General features: G+C 67.8%; 18 protein-coding genes. 3 read left to right on the forward strand and 15 right to left on the reverse strand.

The genetic code is table 11. The features are described from left to right. Nucleotides 1-45: 45 nt before the first annotated feature. From WU80_RS02840 to WU80_RS02860, 5 genes are all read right to left on the reverse strand, one after another. Nucleotides 46-315 (reverse strand): hypothetical protein, encoded by a 270-nt coding sequence (locus WU80_RS02840; RefSeq protein ID WP_055405013.1) that lies wholly within the window; start codon nt 313-315, stop codon nt 46-48. Further along, nucleotides 312-932, reverse strand: coding sequence for an RNA polymerase sigma factor (locus WU80_RS02845; RefSeq protein WP_055405012.1), 621 nt, complete (start codon nt 930-932; stop codon nt 312-314). Before WU80_RS02845 ends, WU80_RS02840 begins: the two co-directional genes overlap by 4 nt. A gap of 10 nt (nt 933-942) precedes the next feature. Then, the gene (locus tag WU80_RS02850; RefSeq protein WP_055405011.1) at nt 943-2,010 is read right to left on the reverse strand and encodes an acyl-CoA dehydrogenase family protein; all 1,068 of its coding nucleotides are present in this window, start codon (nt 2,008-2,010) and stop codon (nt 943-945) included. A gap of 50 nt (nt 2,011-2,060) precedes the next feature. After that, nucleotides 2,061-2,585: an OsmC family protein gene (locus WU80_RS02855; protein WP_055405010.1), complete on the reverse strand. Its 525-nt coding sequence runs from the start codon at nt 2,583-2,585 to the stop codon at nt 2,061-2,063. A gap of 365 nt (nt 2,586-2,950) precedes the next feature. Then, nucleotides 2,951-3,781 carry a DUF3097 domain-containing protein gene (locus WU80_RS02860; RefSeq protein ID WP_055405009.1) on the reverse strand — a complete coding sequence of 277 codons (831 nt, stop codon included), beginning with the start codon at nt 3,779-3,781 and terminating at the stop codon, nt 2,951-2,953. A 219-nt stretch (nt 3,782-4,000) separates the two neighbouring features. Here WU80_RS02860 and WU80_RS02865 point away from each other — a divergent pair, with 219 nt between their 5' ends. After that, nucleotides 4,001-4,288, forward strand: coding sequence for a DUF3349 domain-containing protein (locus WU80_RS02865; protein ID WP_055405008.1), 288 nt, complete (start codon nt 4,001-4,003; stop codon nt 4,286-4,288). A 24-nt stretch (nt 4,289-4,312) separates the two neighbouring features. Here WU80_RS02865 and WU80_RS02870 read toward each other — a convergent pair whose 3' ends face one another. From WU80_RS02870 to WU80_RS02895, 6 genes are read right to left on the reverse strand one after another with little or no spacing between them, the layout of a single operon-like run. Further along, on the reverse strand, nt 4,313-5,278 hold the full coding sequence (locus WU80_RS02870; protein ID WP_055405007.1) for a patatin-like phospholipase family protein: 966 nt from the start codon (nt 5,276-5,278) through the stop codon (nt 4,313-4,315). A gap of 12 nt (nt 5,279-5,290) precedes the next feature. Next, nucleotides 5,291-6,361 (reverse strand): ABC transporter ATP-binding protein, encoded by a 1,071-nt coding sequence (locus WU80_RS02875; protein WP_055405006.1) that lies wholly within the window; start codon nt 6,359-6,361, stop codon nt 5,291-5,293. A gap of 3 nt (nt 6,362-6,364) precedes the next feature. Further along, the gene (locus WU80_RS02880) at nt 6,365-7,171 is read right to left on the reverse strand and encodes a carbohydrate ABC transporter permease (RefSeq protein ID WP_055405005.1); all 807 of its coding nucleotides are present in this window, start codon (nt 7,169-7,171) and stop codon (nt 6,365-6,367) included. A 22-nt stretch (nt 7,172-7,193) separates the two neighbouring features. Further along, nucleotides 7,194-8,153: a carbohydrate ABC transporter permease gene (locus tag WU80_RS02885; RefSeq protein WP_055405004.1), complete on the reverse strand. Its 960-nt coding sequence runs from the start codon at nt 8,151-8,153 to the stop codon at nt 7,194-7,196. Further along, entirely contained in the window at nt 8,150-9,472 is a 1,323-nt protein-coding gene (locus WU80_RS02890) for a sugar ABC transporter substrate-binding protein (RefSeq protein WP_055405003.1), read from the reverse strand. The genes WU80_RS02885 and WU80_RS02890 overlap by 4 nt, the downstream gene beginning before the upstream one ends. Continuing rightward, nucleotides 9,462-10,457: a sigma-70 family RNA polymerase sigma factor gene (locus WU80_RS02895; RefSeq protein WP_055405002.1), complete on the reverse strand. Its 996-nt coding sequence runs from the start codon at nt 10,455-10,457 to the stop codon at nt 9,462-9,464. The genes WU80_RS02890 and WU80_RS02895 overlap by 11 nt, the downstream gene beginning before the upstream one ends. A 159-nt stretch (nt 10,458-10,616) precedes the next feature. Here WU80_RS02895 and WU80_RS02900 point away from each other — a divergent pair, with 159 nt between their 5' ends. After that, a complete protein-coding gene (locus WU80_RS02900) occupies nt 10,617-10,967 on the forward strand; it encodes a DoxX family protein (protein WP_055405001.1) in 351 nt (116 codons plus the stop codon). 6 nt (nt 10,968-10,973) lie between these two features. Here the strand turns inward: WU80_RS02900 and WU80_RS02905 are convergent, their stop codons facing one another. Both WU80_RS02905 and pncA read right to left on the reverse strand, forming a co-directional pair. Then, the gene (locus WU80_RS02905) at nt 10,974-11,774 is read right to left on the reverse strand and encodes a ketosteroid isomerase family protein (RefSeq protein ID WP_055405014.1); all 801 of its coding nucleotides are present in this window, start codon (nt 11,772-11,774) and stop codon (nt 10,974-10,976) included. Next, nucleotides 11,768-12,328: a pyrazinamidase PncA gene (gene pncA, locus WU80_RS02910; RefSeq protein WP_082459967.1), complete on the reverse strand. Its 561-nt coding sequence runs from the start codon at nt 12,326-12,328 to the stop codon at nt 11,768-11,770. Before pncA ends, WU80_RS02905 begins: the two co-directional genes overlap by 7 nt. Nucleotides 12,329-12,423: 95 nt before the next feature. Between pncA and WU80_RS02915 the strand changes: the two genes are divergently transcribed. Next, nucleotides 12,424-13,380 (forward strand): DoxX family protein, encoded by a 957-nt coding sequence (locus tag WU80_RS02915; RefSeq protein WP_055404999.1) that lies wholly within the window; start codon nt 12,424-12,426, stop codon nt 13,378-13,380. Here the strand turns inward: WU80_RS02915 and WU80_RS02920 are convergent. Beyond that, on the reverse strand, nt 13,352-13,888 hold the full coding sequence (locus WU80_RS02920) for a gluconokinase (protein ID WP_369808482.1): 537 nt from the start codon (nt 13,886-13,888) through the stop codon (nt 13,352-13,354). The two genes, WU80_RS02915 and WU80_RS02920, sit on opposite strands and share 29 nt — an antisense overlap. Beyond that, complete coding sequence (locus tag WU80_RS02925; RefSeq protein WP_055405725.1) at nt 13,855-15,867, reverse strand: phosphotransferase; 2,013 nt, start codon at nt 15,865-15,867, stop codon at nt 13,855-13,857. Before WU80_RS02925 ends, WU80_RS02920 begins: the two co-directional genes overlap by 34 nt. Nucleotides 15,868-15,871 lie beyond the last annotated feature (4 nt).

Below are 15,871 nucleotides of genomic sequence, written 5' to 3' on the forward strand. Positions count from 1 at the left end.
AGATGTGTATAAGAGACAGCAACAGCGGCGCTTCGGCATTGATCGTCATCGTTGTTCGCCTTTCCGTAAAACGTTGATCGCGTTGATCACCCCGGTGATGTTCTCCTCGCTGAGCTGTTGCCCTTCGAAGACATGGCTGAGCAGAATCTTGAGGTCCAGCATTTGTTGCAGGTAGACCAGACATGGGGGGCACTCATCGAGGTGCTTGGCGACGATCGGACCCCACCGTCGCGGATCGGAGTCGACGAGTTCGTCGACGAGGCGGACGAAATCGACGCAATCGATCGCGGGGACTGTGTTGTCGTAGACGGTCATCGGCGATACCGCTTTTCCAATTCGTTGCGAAGATTTCCCCGGCCGCGGTAGAGCAGCGCGCGTTGCCCTTCGGCGGTCAGTTCGAGGAGTTCGGCCGCCTCTTCGGCCGAGGCACCGACGATGTCACGCAGGATGACGAGCTGGCGTTGCCTTTCGGGCAGCGCCGCCACAGCCGCGCGTACGTAGTCAATGAGCTCGGTTTCGACGGTGTGATCTTCCGGCAGGAAACGCCGCGACGGCGGAAGGCTCCAATGCCCCGCATCCGGATGGCCGGCGGGATGCATGCGCCCCGCCAGTGGGTCGGCGTCGTCCGCCGACAGCACCTCGTGGTCGCGGATGCGAGATTCTTGGCGCCGGTGCCGTGCGGCGGTGTTCTTGACGATGCCGAACAACCACGTGCCGACAGCGGAACGTCCCTCGAATGAATCCGCGTTCTGCAGCACCTGCACCCATGCCTCTTGAACGGCCTCCTCGGCCACCATCGCCGAATCCACCATGGTGCGGGCAAAATTGACCATCGGGCGGTGAAAGTCACGCACCAGGTTCGCCAGCGGAATGCCGCCGACCCGGGGTTCGGATTCGGTGCCGCCCGGTGGCACCGCCACGGGGGTCACCATGGGCCCGCACTCAAGCGCATGCGGCCAGTTCCCAGCGCAACTGCCCTTCGGACGGAGACTGGACGGGGATGAACGCCGCCTCCCGGTAGCGGCGACTTGCCGGTGTTCTGCTCGCGTAGCCCTTACCGCCGGCGGTGCGGATTTCGAGATCCGCGCTCGCGCTGGCTAATTCGGCCGCAGCTAGTCGCAGAGTCAGCAGGTCCCTCTTGCCGGGCGGCTCGTCCCCGCCCACGGCCGCGGCGAGGTCACGCAATGCGGCTTCCGCACCGGCAAGCCTTCGCGCGAGGTGGTCAACCTCGGCGCCGAACACCGCGTTGACCCCGCTGAGACCGTTTTTGGCCTGCTCGACCGCAGTTGTGGTGAGGCCCAAGCACATCGCCGATTGCAGGACGAGGAACGTCGGACGGACCGTCTGCAGGAAACCCGCGAAGTCGTGCGACAACACCTGCTCCGAGGGGACGTAGGCTTCGATCAGGTTCAGGTACGACGAGGCGGTGCTGCCCAGCGCCAGAAGTTCGAAGTGATCGCCCACCACCACGCCGGGCGTGCTGAGCGGCAGGGCCACGATCAGCCTGGCGCCGGCGTCGGTGCGTACCGCGGTCACCATGGTCGAGTCGGGGTAGAGGTTGCTCGCCCACCGAATCGGCCCCGAAACCCGGTAGCCCCCTTCGACCGGCGTGGCGGTCAACTCCAGGCTTCCGCAACCGGCCGCCTCCTTGAACGCCGACGCCATGCCGGTCACCCCCAGTGTGGTCCCGGTAAGGAGTGGCTGGACCGCATCCGTGCCGAAAGGCGTTGCCGCCGTGAGTAGGTACTCCACTGCCATCCGGTGGGCCCACAGCGAGAAGCCGGTGCTCAAGCATTCTCCGGCGATCAGCCGGATGACCTCGGCCATGGCGGGGAGCCTGCCGTCGGCATTGGTGGGCGCGCCGATGCCGAGCAGGTTGGCCGCACCCATGGCGGCGAAGCTGCGGCGGGACTGCTGGTCGCCGCGATCCAGCACCGCGGCGTGAACCCGGATGTCCTCCAGCAGCTCGGCATCCAAGTGGCCGGCCGCCGCATCCACCGTCGCCGTCATGAAACCTCCTGGGCCGTTGTGGTCTTCGCCAATGTCGTTGCTTCCGGTGCCTATGCGGTGAGCAGGGTCGAGTCGACGCTCACCGGGCTGCGGAACGTGTTGACGACGGGCGACCACGCGATGGCATTGTCATGAATCTCTTTGAGTGTCGCGTCGTCGGCGTCGCCGGCCAGGGTCACCTTGCAACGGACCGCGCTGAAACCGAGGCGTTTTCCCTGCGGGGTGTCGCCGACGCCCCACACCGCAGAGATGTCGATGTCGCCTTCCATCTCCACCTCGATCCTGGTCAGCGTCACCCCGCGGTGCGTCGCATTGGCCAGCAAGCCCACCGACACGCACGACCCGAGCGCCGCCAGGGCTGTCTCGGAGGGGTTGGGCGCCGAGTCGTCGCCCAGCAGCGCGGGCGGCTCGCCCACCAGCATCGGCGCCAGGTCGCGGACGTAGGTCATGTTGCGGAAGCCCGTCTCGCACACCGTCTTGGCTTTCAGCGTTTTCTTGCCGGTCTCCGGGTTGGCCCTGGCGTTACACGACAACCTGTCCAGGCCTTCGGCGTCGATGACCAGCGCGTCGGTCATGTGTCCCTCCGTCTTCGCTCATTTTTTTCGGCTTTACGGAGTTAGTGCCGGCGGCGGCCGATATGTGACGGCGGCCGGTCCGATTCGCCCGGGCGCACACGAAACGTCACGCGGCCGGGACTCAGGCCAGCCCGCCTGCCTAGAGCCCTTGGCGAGATTTGCTTACAAGCACCGTCTTTGCCCGATGTAGTGGCCTTTTGGCGGACGTGACGGCACCACGACGATTGCTGAGCATGAGTAGTGACGGATACGTGGAGAACATCGCGCGCGCCACGCCGGCCCCGTGGGCGGATAAAATCTTGGGGATCTTTTTGGACGAACGGCGTTGAGCGGCCGCCCAAGTGGTGCTTGGTCGGTTCGCCGGCTCAGCCCGGCTGCGTCACGAAGTCGATGAGTTCTTCGACCCGGCTGATCAGCGCCGGCTCGAGGTCGTTCCAGTCGCGAACCCGGGACCGAATATGCCGCCAGGCCCTGCCGATGTCCGCCTGGCCGGCGTGCGGCAGGCCGAGCGCCCGACACGCGCCGTGTTTCCACTCGATGTGTCGCGGGACGTCCGGCCAGGCCGCCAGGCCCAGCCGCTGGGGTTTTACGGCCTGCCAGATGTCGACGTAGGGATGGCCGACCACCAGGGTGTCGCCGCCGCCGGGTCCGCGCCGGACCGCCTCGGCGATCCGCGCCTCCTTCGAACCCGCGACCAGGTGGTCGACGAGCACACCAAGCCGACGCCCCGGAGCGGGCGCGAACTCGGCGACGATCTCCACCAGGTCGTCGACGCCGCCGAGGTGCTCGACGACGACCCCCTCGACGCGCAGGTCCTCACCCCACACCTGCGCGATCAGCTCGGCGTCGTGGCGGCCCTCGACGTAAATCCGGCTGGCGCGGGCGACGCGGGCGCGCGCGCCCGGCACCGCGACCGAGCCCGACGCCGTCCGCGCCGCGGCGGTGGGCGCCTGACGACGCGGCGCGGTAAGTATCACCGGCTGGCCATCGATCAAATAGCCAGGGCCCAAAGGGAAACCACGCACGTGTCCGCGCCGGTCTTCCAGGTCGACCCGGCCGTACTCGACCCGCACCACCGCCCCGACGTACCCGCTCTCCACGTCCTCGACCACCAGGCCCGGTTCGGCCGGGTGCTCGGTCGAACGGGGCTTGCGCCGGCCCGCGGCGAGGACATCGGTTCCATAGCGATCCATCACGCGGCAATCCTAGAAAGCCTTGCGGCCAAACGCCGTTACGGCGCGCCCGGCTTAGGGGCATCGTGGCGAAGATCGCGCGTGCCGGCGCCCGGCAATCCGCGTGTAAAAAATGCGTTTTAACTGTGTGGCGTTACTCAGCTGATGGCGTTGGCGATGGTACGTTGCTACCGGTAAGGCTGCCGCTAATTCTTACAACGCGGCGGTGAGCGAGGTGGGACTATGGACCTGGCCCTTTGGGTGTCGAGCATCGTGGCTTTCGTGCGGGCCGGTTACCCCGCCGGCATGCCCACGACCGGATATGCGCCCCTGGCGGCCCTGGCTCGGCGGCGCCTGTGTAACGACGAGATCACTGCCATCGCAAGCAAACTCATGAGGCGGCAATTCTGGCCGATCAGCCGCATTGATATCGGCGTCGAAATCACTCGGGTCACCAACCAGTTGCCGTTGCCGGCCGACGTCGCGCGCATCGAACATCGCCTCAATGAGATCCGCTGCGCGCGTGGATAAGCGCCGCCACGGCTTCTGACTCCGCTACGGCGCGCCTTTCGACGGGCCACCGCACGCCGTCAGGTAATCCGGGTAGCTCCAGGTCCGCAGAAAATCCCGGCCCGCCTGCAGTCCCCGTTGGTAGAGGCCGTCGCGCTGCTCGGCGGTGATGTCGAAGTCGATCGGGCTGACGTCCTCGGCGGGAACGAAGATGGTGCGCCGAACGGTGCACGGGTCGTCGATGTAGGCGTTGTCCTGATTGCTCACCAGCGTTTCGATCGCGGCGATGCCCAACGAGACCGGCCCATGAACCGGGTGGGTCGGCGGGATGCCGGGCCGCGCCGACAGCCGGATCCCGAACGTCGGCCATCGCGGCTGCGCGCCGGGGCGATCGAAAAGCTCCACCGGAAAGTCCGACAACAAGCCACCGTCGACCCAGGTGGCACTGCCGACCCGGACGGGTTCGAACACAAAGGGAATCGCCGATGAAGCGTGCACGGCACGGGCCACCGGAAAGTCGTCAGGGTCGATGCCGTAGGAACCGAGGTCCCACGGGATGCGCACCAGCCGGCGCCGGGACAGGTCGCTGGCCGTCACCACGAGCGACCAGGCGAACTGGTCGGGTTCCTCGCCCGTGCGCAGATCACCGAACGTCCGGACTCCCAGGTCCGCGAGCAGACCGGCGAGCAGCCGTTCCAAGTAGGCGCCGCGGTAGACCCCGTCGGACACCAACAGCGACAGTCCCCCACCGATCAGCGGCACGTGTCCGATCAAATTGCGGTCCAGGAACTTTCGGTAGTCGATGGACCGCATCACTTCCGCGAGCCGGGTCAGCGGTTCACCCGCGACCTGCAGCGCCGCGACCAGCGACGCCACGACCGCGCCGGCGCTGCTGCCCGCGACCCGGGGAAACCGGTAACCGGCCTCCGCCAGCGCGTCGACCGCGCCGACCAGGCCGATGCCCCGGACGCCGCCACCTTCGCACACCAGATCGGCGCGGCTCACGCCCATAGCCCTACCCCCTCAACCGATTCGCCGGCCATCCACACCGAAGAAGTGCAAATGCCCCGGCTCTGGATGCAACCGCACCCGGCTGCCCTTTTCGGGGGGCCGTCGGCCGTCGGCGCGCGCGACGACGGGTTGGTCGATGAACTTGCCGGAGCCGGTGATTCGGCCATACACGTAGGCGTCCGCGCCGAGCTCCTCGACCACGTCGACCTCCATCTCGACTCCCAGGCCGCCCAGCTCGAAGTGTTCGGGGCGGACCCCGACGACGACTTCGCTCGCGCTGCCGGCAAGGTCCCGCGGCAACGGGATGCGCCAATCCCCCAATGACACAGCGGAATCGATGATCGGCAGGGTGAACAAATTCATTGCCGGCGATCCGATGAAGCCCGCGACGAAGACGTTGACCGGGTTGCGGTACAGCTCACGCGGCGCTGCGAACTGTTGCAGCACGCCGTCGCGCAGGACGGCGACACGGTCGCCCATGGTCATCGCCTCGACCTGGTCGTGGGTGACGTAGACGGTCGTGGTTCCCAGGCGCCGTTGCAGTGCCGCGATCTGGTTGCGGGTCTGCACGCGCAGTTTGGCGTCCAGGTTCGACAACGGCTCGTCCATCAGGAAGACCTGCGGGCGACGCACGATCGCACGTCCCATCGCCACCCGCTGGCGTTGCCCACCCGAGAGGTCCTTGGGTTTGCGATCCAGATACGGCTGCAGGTCAAGCAGTTTCGCCGCGTCCAGGACGCGGTCGCGGATCTGCGCCTTCGGCGTCTTGGCGATCTTCAAGGCGAAGCCCATGTTCTGCGCGACCGTCATATGCGGGTAGAGCGCATAGTTCTGGAAGACCATGGCGACGTCGCGGTCCTTGGGATCGACGGTGGTGACGTCGCGGTCGCCGATCCGGATGCGCCCGGAGTCCAGCGATTCCAGCCCGGCCACCATCCGCAACGAGGTCGTCTTCCCGCATCCGGAAGGGCCGACCAGGACAACGAATTCGCCGTCCCCGACCTCCAGATCGAGGCTGTCCAAGGCCGGACGGTCCGTCCCGGGGTAGCGGCGCGTCGCTTGCTCGAAAGTCACCGAGGCCATGGCTTAACCGTTGAGTCCCGTGACGGCGATGCCCCTGACAAAGGAGCGCTGCGCGACCGCATAGATGATGACCAACGGCAACATGATCACTATCGACGCGGCCATGATTATCGGCCAGCGCGCGACATACTCGCCCCGCAGCCGAACCAACCCGAGGGTCAGCGTGGCCAGGCTGTTGCGCTGGAGCATCAGCAGCGGCCACAGGAAGTCATTCCAGACGTTGACCCAAGTGAGCACCGCCAGCACCATCACCGCGGGACGGGCGTGCGGCAACAGGATTCGCCAATAGATCTGCCACGGCGAACAACCGTCGAGTATCGCCGCCTCCTCCAGGTCGGTGGGAAGCGTCCGAAAGAACTGACGCATCAGGTAGGTGCCGAACGCGCTGCCGAACAGGCCCGGCACGATCATCGACCACGGGGTGTCTACCCACCCGACGGTCCGCATCAGGATGAACTGCGGGATCACGGTCACGGTCAGCGGCACCATCAGCGTGCCCAGGTATAGCACGAACAGCGTGTCGCGCCCGCGAAATTGCAACCGCGCGAACGCGTATCCGGCCAACGAGCAGAAGAAGACCTGCCCGGCGGTCACGCAGCCGGCGTACAGCACGGTGTTGAAGAACATGCGCGCGAACGGCAGCAACGAGAACACCTCGGCGTAATTGGACCAGCGCGGGTGCGCGGGCAACAGCCTCGGCTCGGTGATCTCACCTTCCCGCTTCAGCGAGCCGGACACGGCCCAGGCGATGGGAAACAGCCAACACCAGGCGATGGCGATCAGCGCGCTGTAGACCAGCACACCGCGCATTGCGTTGCGCGTGAACAACCGCTCAGCTGAGGCCACGAGATGTCTCCCAGCTCCGTCGGCGAGTGATCCGCAGCTGCACCACGGTCAGCACCAGCAAGATCGCGAACATCACCCACGCCAGCGCCGACGCGTACCCGAATTCCAGGAACGAGAAGGCGTGCTGGAACAGCATGATGCCCAGGACGTACGTGGCGCTTTCGGGTCCGCCGTTCGCGCCGTTGAGGACGTAAACCATGTCAAATGCCTGAAACGCGTGGATGATCGAGATGACGCACACGAAGGATATCGATCCACGGATCAGCGGGACCGTGATGGACACGAACTGACGCATCTCGCCCGCCCCGTCTATCCGGGCGGCCTCGTAAACCGTCTCGGGGACCCCTTGCATCGCCGCCAGCAGGATGACCGTGGCGAACGGCACGCTGCGCCAGACGCTGACGACGCACAACGAGGCCATCGCCCAATGGGGTTCGACCAGCCACGGGACCGGGCCGATTCCCACCCAGCCCAGCATGATGTTGAGCAGCCCGTTGTCGGTGTTGAAGACGAACTGCCATACGACCGCCATCACCACCGACGAGATCGCCAGCGGCAGAAAGACGATGGTGCGGAAAACGCCGATGCCCCTGACCTTACGGTTCAGCACGCCGGCAACCACCAGGCTGACAACGATGGTCGGCACGACCGTTCCGAGGGTGAAGATGACGGTGTTGCGGATGGCGATCAGGAAGAGCGGGTCCGAGGTGAACAGCTCTTGGAAGTTCTTTCCGCCCACGAACTTCGGCGGCCTGAAGACGTCCCACCGCTGAAAGCTCATGTACAGCGAGAATCCCAGCGGGAACAGCATGAACACCGCGACGGCGGCCAGGTTCGGAGCCACGAAAAGGCGGCCGGCCCAGGCCCGCCGCCGCCACGGGCCCGCTCCCTTGGCGGGGTTGCGGCTGGCTGCCCCGGGCGCCGGGGCGGTGTCGACCGATGTCATGGGTTGCGCAGCACCTCGTCGATGGCGGGCGACAGACCGGCCAGGGACGTCGCGGGCCGCGATCCGCGCAGCACGGGTCCGAAGCTGCGGTCCATCAAGGCGACGATCTTCTCCCACGCCGGGGTGACCGGCAACCCTTCGGAGTACGCGGGTCCCTGCGTGAGCACGCCGAGGTTGCCGATGTTGCGGTGGGCCTTGGCGAACCCGGGCGAGTCGAGCGCGGAATGCAGCACCGGAACGAAAAGGCTGGACTCACCGATCAGTGCCTGGCCGACGGGCCCGGTCGCGAATTTCACGAATTCCCATGCCTCATCTTTGCGTTGGCTGCTCGCGGAGATGGCCAGTCCGGTGGAACCGATGTCGGAGTGGGCGGGTTGCCCCTGCCTGCGCGGCCCGACCGGCAACGAGGCGACATCGAAATCCAGGCCGTCGGCCCGGATGAACGTCTGGTATCGCCAGTGCCCGCCCATGGCCATCGCCGCCCTGCCGGTCGCGAACAGGTCGGGAGTGGACATGGACTGCACCTCGGACGCATTGGGCGCGACCTTGTGTTTGTGGGCCAGGTCCGCGTAGAACTGCACCGCCTCGATGAAACCGTCGTTGTCGAAGTTGAAATGGGTCGGGTTCTTCAGCGGGGTGGACCAGGGCACCCCGTTGTTCATGGCGAACAGCCCCGCCGAATAGTACGAGAACCACATGTTCACGAAGCCCCACTGGGTAACTCGTCCGGAACGATCCCGCTTGGTCAAAGCGGTGGCGGCGTTCAGGAAGTCCGTGAAGGACCACGGCCGCTCCCACGTGCCGGGCGGGGGCGGCACCCCGGCGTCGGCGAACAACCGCTTGTTGTAGAACAGGTAATTTCCGGACCACTGCTCCGGGAAGGCGTATTGGCCACCCTCGAAGGTGAAGGCGTCATACAGCGACCCGATGCCGTCCGCCTTCAGTTCGGCCGCGAACCCCGGATCTCGCGCCAGCATGGTGTTGAGGTCCAGCAGCACGCCCCGGGCGGCCAACTCGGCGTAGGTGAGGTCCCACGCCATCAGCACGTCCGGGCACTTGCCACCGGCACAGAACGTCGACAGTTGCTGCATCACGCCCGGGGCCGAGAGCACCGGGCGAACCTTGATGTCCGGGTGACGGCGGGCAAACTCGTCGACGATGCGGATCCTGGCGTCGCGTTCGTCGGGGTTGGCCGCGAAGAAGAACGTCAACGCGTCCTCTTCGGGAGCGCAGCCGCCGCTCCACGGCACCAGCGATGCCGCGGCGAGTGCGCCGGCACCGCGCAGCAGGCCACGCCGCGCGAACGGCTTATCGAGCATGGCGCTCCCGTTCTCGCCCCGTCGCCGGCCGCACGGCCGGCGGTGTCTGATGTCCTTGGTACCCGATGCGGCTGTGATGTTGCTGGACCGGCCAGTTCGGCAGCGTCAACGCGGCCCGTCCGACGCGGTCGGGATCCCCGGTGATGTCGATCGCGTGGATGCGGTCATCGGTTCCGACGGCGATCAGCAACATCGCCTCAGCGCGTCCGTGCGGCGCCAGGACGATGCCCGGCACCCCGTCGATGAGCATCACCACACCGGCGCGGGCCCGCTGGGCGAACCGGCGGGTTTCCTCCGCGACCTGCCTGGCCCCACGCAACTCGGTCGGCACGCCGTCGGGAACCAGCGCCCGGTCGACGGTGCGCAACACGTCCGGAGCCAGCAACTCGAGCAGGCAACCGATGTCGCCACCGCGCGACGCCGCGAGAAACGCCTCCACGATCTCGAGGTGCTTGGCCACGCGCTCGGGTTCGTCGCGCGGATCGGCTTGCAGCCGCCCACGCGCCCGGCTTGCCAGCTTCTTGGCGGCTTGCGGCGACCGGTCCAGCAGGCCGGCGATGTTTTCGAACGGCACCGCGAACACGTCATGCAGCACGAACGCGACGCGCTGCGCCGGCGAGAGCCGGTCGAGCACCACCAGCAGCGCGTTACTCACCGACTCCGTCAACAGCGTTTCCTCGTCCGCAGCTGCCAACGGGGCCGCGGCCAGTCGGTCCAGTTCGTCGGCGTCGGCCAACGGCTGTTCGGCGCGCCTCTTGCGAATCCGCAGCTGGTCGAGGGCCTCGCGGGCGGTGATCATCGTGAACCAGCCGGTGAGGTTGTCGACGGCGCCGAAGTCGGCGCGGCTGGCCTTCAGCCACGCCGACTGAACCGCGTCGTCCGCGTCGGCCGCCGAGCCCAGCAGCTGGAAAGCGACCGACCTCAGGTGTCGCCGGTCCGCGTCGAAACGCTGCGCGAGATCGGTCAGGTTCTTCGGGGCGCTCATGGGTCACCTTTTCCGCACAGAAGCCGTCAAGAGATTGACCGCATCCATCGAGCTCTCTGTTGCAAAGGAGGCCAGCACCATGACCTTAACGATTGTGCGCCGCGGCGACCATCCGGCTCGCCACCGCAAAACCGGCTGTCCGGCAAGGGCTTGACGCAGATGGACACCGCATACGTTCTGGTCACGCTGTTGACCGCCGCCGGCACCGCCGGCGTCGCCGTCGCCGACCTCGTCCCGGCGCAGTTCGTCCTGGCGAACTCGGCCGAAGTCGGGGTGCCGCGGTCGTGGCTACCGGCGCTGGGGATGGTCAAACTGGCCGGCGCGACCGGGCTCGTCGTGGGCCTGGTGGGCCCGCCCGTGTTGGGCGTCGCGGCCGCCACCGGCCTGGTGCTGTTCTTCGTCGGCGCCGTGGTGACGCACCTGCGGGCCGGCGTCCTTTACAACATCGCGTTTCCGGGGGCCTACCTGGGCATGTCGGTGGCGGCGCTGGCGCTGACGCTGCTGCGTTGATCGCGGTCAGCCGGGGAAATACCGGATCCGCCGGATGGCCTCGCCCCGCGAGACCATGTCGGCGAACAGGATCCCGCGCGCATGGCCGGAGTCGACCGAGACGGTGACCGTGGGGCCCGCGCCGATTACCTTGGTGGCCCGTGCGCCGTCCAGTCGCTCGACCAGCCCACCGAGGCCGAGCGCGTCCTGGTCACCGAGAGTTATTGTGGCGCTTGGCGATAGCGCGCACCCGGCGGCCGCCCGGTTTCCTCGCGCGGCCGCCTCCAGGAACGTCTGCACCCGTCTGCGGTGCCGCGCACCCGCTCGCCGGAATCCGGCGAGGAAGCCGGCCGTGCCGCGCAGCCGCTGATTGGTCAGCAGGCCCCGCGACAGTTGCAGCCCGGGCGAGACGGCGCGTGCCCCGCCTCGCAGGAATTGCAGCATCATCGCGGGCAGCGCCCAATAGGCCCGCAGCTCGCCAATGCGCCACTCGCCGTTGATGTTTCGCAGGTCGTATCGCAGCACGGCCGGAATGCGCATCGTGACGGCGGAGCCCATGGCGACCTCGAGCTCGAGGTCGCGCAGGACGACGGTGCCGACGACGATGTCGAGGTCGCGGTGGAACGTGATGTCACGCGGGCCGATGAAGGTGTCATAGAAGCGGCCGATTGCCTCGTGCCCGATGTGCGGCCGCGACCCGACCGGATCCTCGACGCGGCCGTCATCGGTGAACAGCGCCACCCATCCGGCGCGATCGTGCGCGGCGGCGGCCCGCGGTGAGCGTTCGACGGCGGCGAGGAGTTGTTCCCGTGTCAGCTCGCTCACGATCCGCCGACCAGTTCGATGCCCGCGGACCGCATCTCCGCCAACGCCGCCGCGGCCGAATCCGCGCCGACGGCCGCGGTCAGGTCCACCAGCACCCTGGTGTGCAGGCCCGCCCGCGCGGCGTCCTCCGCCGTCCGCCGGACGCACTGGTCGGTGGCGATGCCGACCACATCCACCTGGTCGACCCCGCGTTGCCGCAACCAGTCCAGCAGCGGGGTGCCGCTGGGATCGACGCCTTCGAAGCCGCTGTAGGCCGCGGAATAGTTCCCCTTGCGGAAGACCGCCTCGATGCGGCTGGTGTCGAGGTCGGGCCGGAAGTCGGCGCCCGGGCTTCCGGCGAGGCAGTGCGGGGGCCACGACGACGAGTAATCCGGCCGGTCGGAGAAATGCTCGCCCGGCTGGATGTGAAAGTCCTGGGTTGCTACCACATGCTGGTAGCCCTGCTCGCGGGCCAGATAGTCGTTGATGGCGGGCGCCACGGCGGTGCCGCCGGTCACCGGCAGCGAGCCGCCCTCGCAGAAGTCGTTTTGCACGTCGACGATGATCAACGCCCTCACCCGGTCCACCCTATCGGTGTCGCCCGCGATGGCGGTTGTGCTGGGCTTATGGGGCGAGCGGTTTGTCCGCCAACCAGTCGGGTAATCCACCGCCCATGGTCATCCGGAGAATCGCGCGCCCGTTGCTTTCAGTGGCTTTCATCGGCCAGGGAGTCAATTCCCTGCTCAACCCCAAATCGGCCGCGGCCGCCGCCGCCCCCGCGGTGGATGGTTTGCAGGCGCTGCCGAATTCGGTCAGCGGCAACATCCCGAGCGACCCCGAGACGTTCGCGCAAATCAACGCGGCCGTTCAGATCGGCGGCGGCCTGCTGCTTGCCACCGGCAAACTGCCGCGCGTGGCGTCGGCCGCGCTCGCGGTCACGGTGCTGCCGGCCAACCTCGGGGCGCACTCCTTCTGGAACGAGAGCGATCCGCAGGCGAAAGCCCAGAAACGTCAACAGTTCCTCACCGACCTCAGCCTGGTGGGCGGGCTGCTGATCGCGTCCGCCGACACCGCGGGCAAGCCGTCGCTCGGCTGGCGTGGCCGCCGGGCGGCCGAACGGCTCTCCGAGCGCGTGTCGTCGGCGCTGCCGGGCTCGGACGACGACACCGACTTCTCGGAGTTGGGCGAGAAGATCGTGCACGGCCTGCAGATCGGCGCCGAACGCGGCCGCGAACTGGCCAGCACCGCCGCCGAACGCGGCGCACCCTACGCCGAGGCGGCGCTCGAACGGGGCCGTGAATTCGCCAGCACGGCCGCCGAGCGAAGCAAGCCGCTGGCCAAGAAGGCCCGCAAGCGCGGCGAAGAACTCGCCGACGACGCCGCCGACTGGGCCGCGCCGTTAGCCAAGAAGGCCCGCAAGCGCAGTGAGAAGCTGGCCAAAAAGGCGCGCAAGCGCGGTGAGGATCTGGCCAGCACGGCCTTGGATCGCGGCGAGGACCTCGCCGAAACCGCTCGGGCGCGGGGCGGCTACCTCGCCGACACGGCCCGCGCACGCGGCGGCTACCTGGCGGACACCGCGCGCGACCGGCTCAACGAGCAGGTCAAGGCCGGCCGTCGCAAGCTTTCCTGAGGTACTCGTCGACGATCGCGTCGACGTCCTGGGCGGCGTCGACGGTGGTGCCGGACTCGTCGGCGCCGAGCGGCTCCAGCGCGCCGAACTGTGAGCTCAGCAGCGTCGCGGGCATGAAGTGACCGGTCCTGGCTGCGAGCCGGGCGCCGATCAGTTCCGGTGTGCCGGCGAGGTGAAGGAATTCGACCTGCGGGGAGTGCGCGCGCAACTGGTCGCGATAGCTGCGTTTGAGCGCCGAGCAACTCGCCACTGAGCCCTCGGGGTGGCTCGCCAACCACTCGCCGACCTTGTCCAGCCAAGGGCGTCGATCGTCGTCGTTCAGGGGTTCACCGGCTGCCATCTTGCCGATGTTGGCCCGCGGGTGCAGCGTGTCGGCGTCCACGAAGGGAACCCGCAGGCGCTGCGCGAGCGCCATACCCACCGTCGACTTGCCCGATCCCGAGACGCCCATCACCACGACCGGTGTCGCTGCGTTCACTCGGCCTTTCCGGCGAGGTTGCGGTTCCATTCCACCCAGCCGACCCCGTACCGGCCGTCGGCCGTCTTGACGGTGGCCCAGGCCCGCGGGAACTGACTCACCCGCCCGTCGGTGGCCGTCAGGAGCACGGGTGCGTGACCACGCACCTCGACCTCCGCGGTGAGTCCGCCCGGGCTGAGAGTCAAAGTGGTGCCCAGCGGTAACCCGTTGGCGCCGAAGGATTCCCGCGAATCCAACGTCTGCAGCTCGGTGAGCGACCCATCGGCGTCCTGGGAGTAGCCGATGCTGAAGGCCGGTGCGCCGGGGATTCGGATGTTCACGCCGTGCAAGTGGGCGCCGTCGTCGAGGTGCAGCGCGCTCCAAATCCAGTCCATGCTCCACCAGTCGCGTACGCCCCAGGAGTGGTCGCGCTGGCCGGGCACGGACTCGAAGCGATAGGCGGCGTCGTCGACGGTGACCGTGCCCGACACCGTGCACGGAATCTCATATCGCGTCGTCAAGCGGTACTTGTAGGGCACGCCGTCGGTGGTCCAGACCAGGTTCATCGTCATCTCGACGGGGGTGCCCGGCTCTCCGCGCAACAACGCCGACGGGTCGGGGTAAGCGTGCGCCCGCGCCCGGATGTCGACGCGATAGGTCTGCAGCGGCGCGGGCGCACAGTGGCCGAGTTCGAAGGAGTCGGTGCGCAATTCCCACTGGTCGGCCGGCAGCGGCACCTGCGCATCGAGGGCGACGGTCGGCAGGTCGGGCCCGCACAGCAGCGCGTGCACCCACGCCGTCCGCTCGTTGGCGACCAGGCCGAGGCGGAACCACCCGCCCAATCCCTGTGCCGCATCGGCGAAGTCGGCGTACCAGCTCTCGCTCCACAGCGGTTCGGCGGTCGGAGCGTGCGCGAGTTCGTCCTCCTCCGAGGGCCGCAAGGGTTCGGGTGTCTGGGCGGCAGGCAGCGTCGCCAACGCGTCCGTGTCGAGCACATGATCGCAATGCCGTTGCAGCATCGTCATGAACATCCGGTCGCCGCGCTCGGTGCGCTCGACCAGCATCGAGGAGACGATCGCCATCATCACGCCGAAAAAGCCCTGCCGGCGAACACCTTCGGTGACGTCGCCGAGCGTGAGGAGTGTTTGCGGCCCCAACGCCTCGTGATACGCCCGCAGCAGCGCCTCGTACTGCTCCCGCCGATCCGGCGTCGGCAGCGCACAGCCGAGAAAATAGGACAGGTCGGTCAGGGCCGGCCCCCAGGAAACGGTCTGCCAGTCGACGACCGTCAACGGCCGGTCGGCGCCGGCGGTGCCGAACAACAGGTTGTCCAGTCGGTAGTCGCCATGCATCAGGCCCTGGACGCGGTCCGGCGCCGATTCGGCGGCCAGATAGCCGTCGAAAGACGCCACCAGGCGTTCGCACACCATGCGGTGCTCCGGCGCGATCTGGTCGCCGTAGCGGTCGATGAAACCGGCGTACAGCGGCGCGATCATCGCCTGATTGAGCGGCGATTCACGGTTCAACCACGGTGCCTCGGCCAGCGTGGTGTCGCCGAGCAACGGGCCGTGCAGCCGGCCCAACTCCACGACGGCCAGGCGGGCCTGTTCGGTTGTCGCACCGGCGATTTCGTCCCCGACGACCGCCGGCCCGGCATCGCCCAGCAGCAGATCGAACGCACCCGTCGAGGTGTCGACGGCGGCGTGGTAGCAGGGCGCTATGGGCCCACCGAGTCGGGGCGCTATGTCGCCGTAGAAGCGCACCTCCCGCTCGTAAAGGCCCAGAGCCAACCCCGTTTGGCGACTCACCGGGTCGGTGGCCGCCACCTTGAGCACCACCGCCCCGGGCCGGTCGGGGGTTGCCGCGCCGCCGGCGTAGTTGAGCCGCACGCGGTAGCACTCGCTCATCTGTCCGGTGCCGATGCGCTCCACGGAGAAGTCGTCGATATCTCCGGCGCCGATCGCCGCCGACAGCCATGCGGCGGTGAGGTCCCCGGGTCGTTCGATGATTTGTTCGGTCTCGGCATGCATGAGG

This window comes from Mycobacterium sp. UM_11 (genome assembly GCF_001414075.1).
Lineage (GTDB): Bacteria > Actinomycetota > Actinomycetes > Mycobacteriales > Mycobacteriaceae > Mycobacterium.

Coding starts and splice junctions, on each gene's coding strand:
- WU80_RS02850 (WP_055405011.1), bottom strand. CDS start 2,010: ATGACGGCGACGGTGGATGCGGCGGCCGGCCACTTGGATGCCGAGCTG.
- WU80_RS02855 (WP_055405010.1), bottom strand. CDS start 2,585: ATGACCGACGCGCTGGTCATCGACGCCGAAGGCCTGGACAGGTTGTCG.
- WU80_RS02890 (WP_055405003.1), bottom strand. CDS start 9,472: ATGCTCGATAAGCCGTTCGCGCGGCGTGGCCTGCTGCGCGGTGCCGGC.
- WU80_RS02875 (WP_055405006.1), bottom strand. CDS start 6,361: ATGGCCTCGGTGACTTTCGAGCAAGCGACGCGCCGCTACCCCGGGACG.
- WU80_RS02885 (WP_055405004.1), bottom strand. CDS start 8,153: ATGACATCGGTCGACACCGCCCCGGCGCCCGGGGCAGCCAGCCGCAAC.
- WU80_RS02845 (WP_055405012.1), bottom strand. CDS start 932: ATGGTGACCCCCGTGGCGGTGCCACCGGGCGGCACCGAATCCGAACCC.
- WU80_RS02870 (WP_055405007.1), bottom strand. CDS start 5,278: ATGGGCGTGAGCCGCGCCGATCTGGTGTGCGAAGGTGGCGGCGTCCGG.
- WU80_RS02915 (WP_055404999.1), top strand. CDS start 12,424: ATGGTCATCCGGAGAATCGCGCGCCCGTTGCTTTCAGTGGCTTTCATC.
- WU80_RS02840 (WP_055405013.1), bottom strand. CDS start 315: ATGACCGTCTACGACAACACAGTCCCCGCGATCGATTGCGTCGATTTC.
- WU80_RS02900 (WP_055405001.1), top strand. CDS start 10,617: ATGGACACCGCATACGTTCTGGTCACGCTGTTGACCGCCGCCGGCACC.
- WU80_RS02895 (WP_055405002.1), bottom strand. CDS start 10,457: ATGAGCGCCCCGAAGAACCTGACCGATCTCGCGCAGCGTTTCGACGCG.
- WU80_RS02925 (WP_055405725.1), bottom strand. CDS start 15,867: ATGCATGCCGAGACCGAACAAATCATCGAACGACCCGGGGACCTCACC.
- WU80_RS02880 (WP_055405005.1), bottom strand. CDS start 7,171: ATGCGCGGTGTGCTGGTCTACAGCGCGCTGATCGCCATCGCCTGGTGT.
- WU80_RS02865 (WP_055405008.1), top strand. CDS start 4,001: ATGGACCTGGCCCTTTGGGTGTCGAGCATCGTGGCTTTCGTGCGGGCC.
- WU80_RS02920 (WP_369808482.1), bottom strand. CDS start 13,888: ATGGAACCGCAACCTCGCCGGAAAGGCCGAGTGAACGCAGCGACACCG.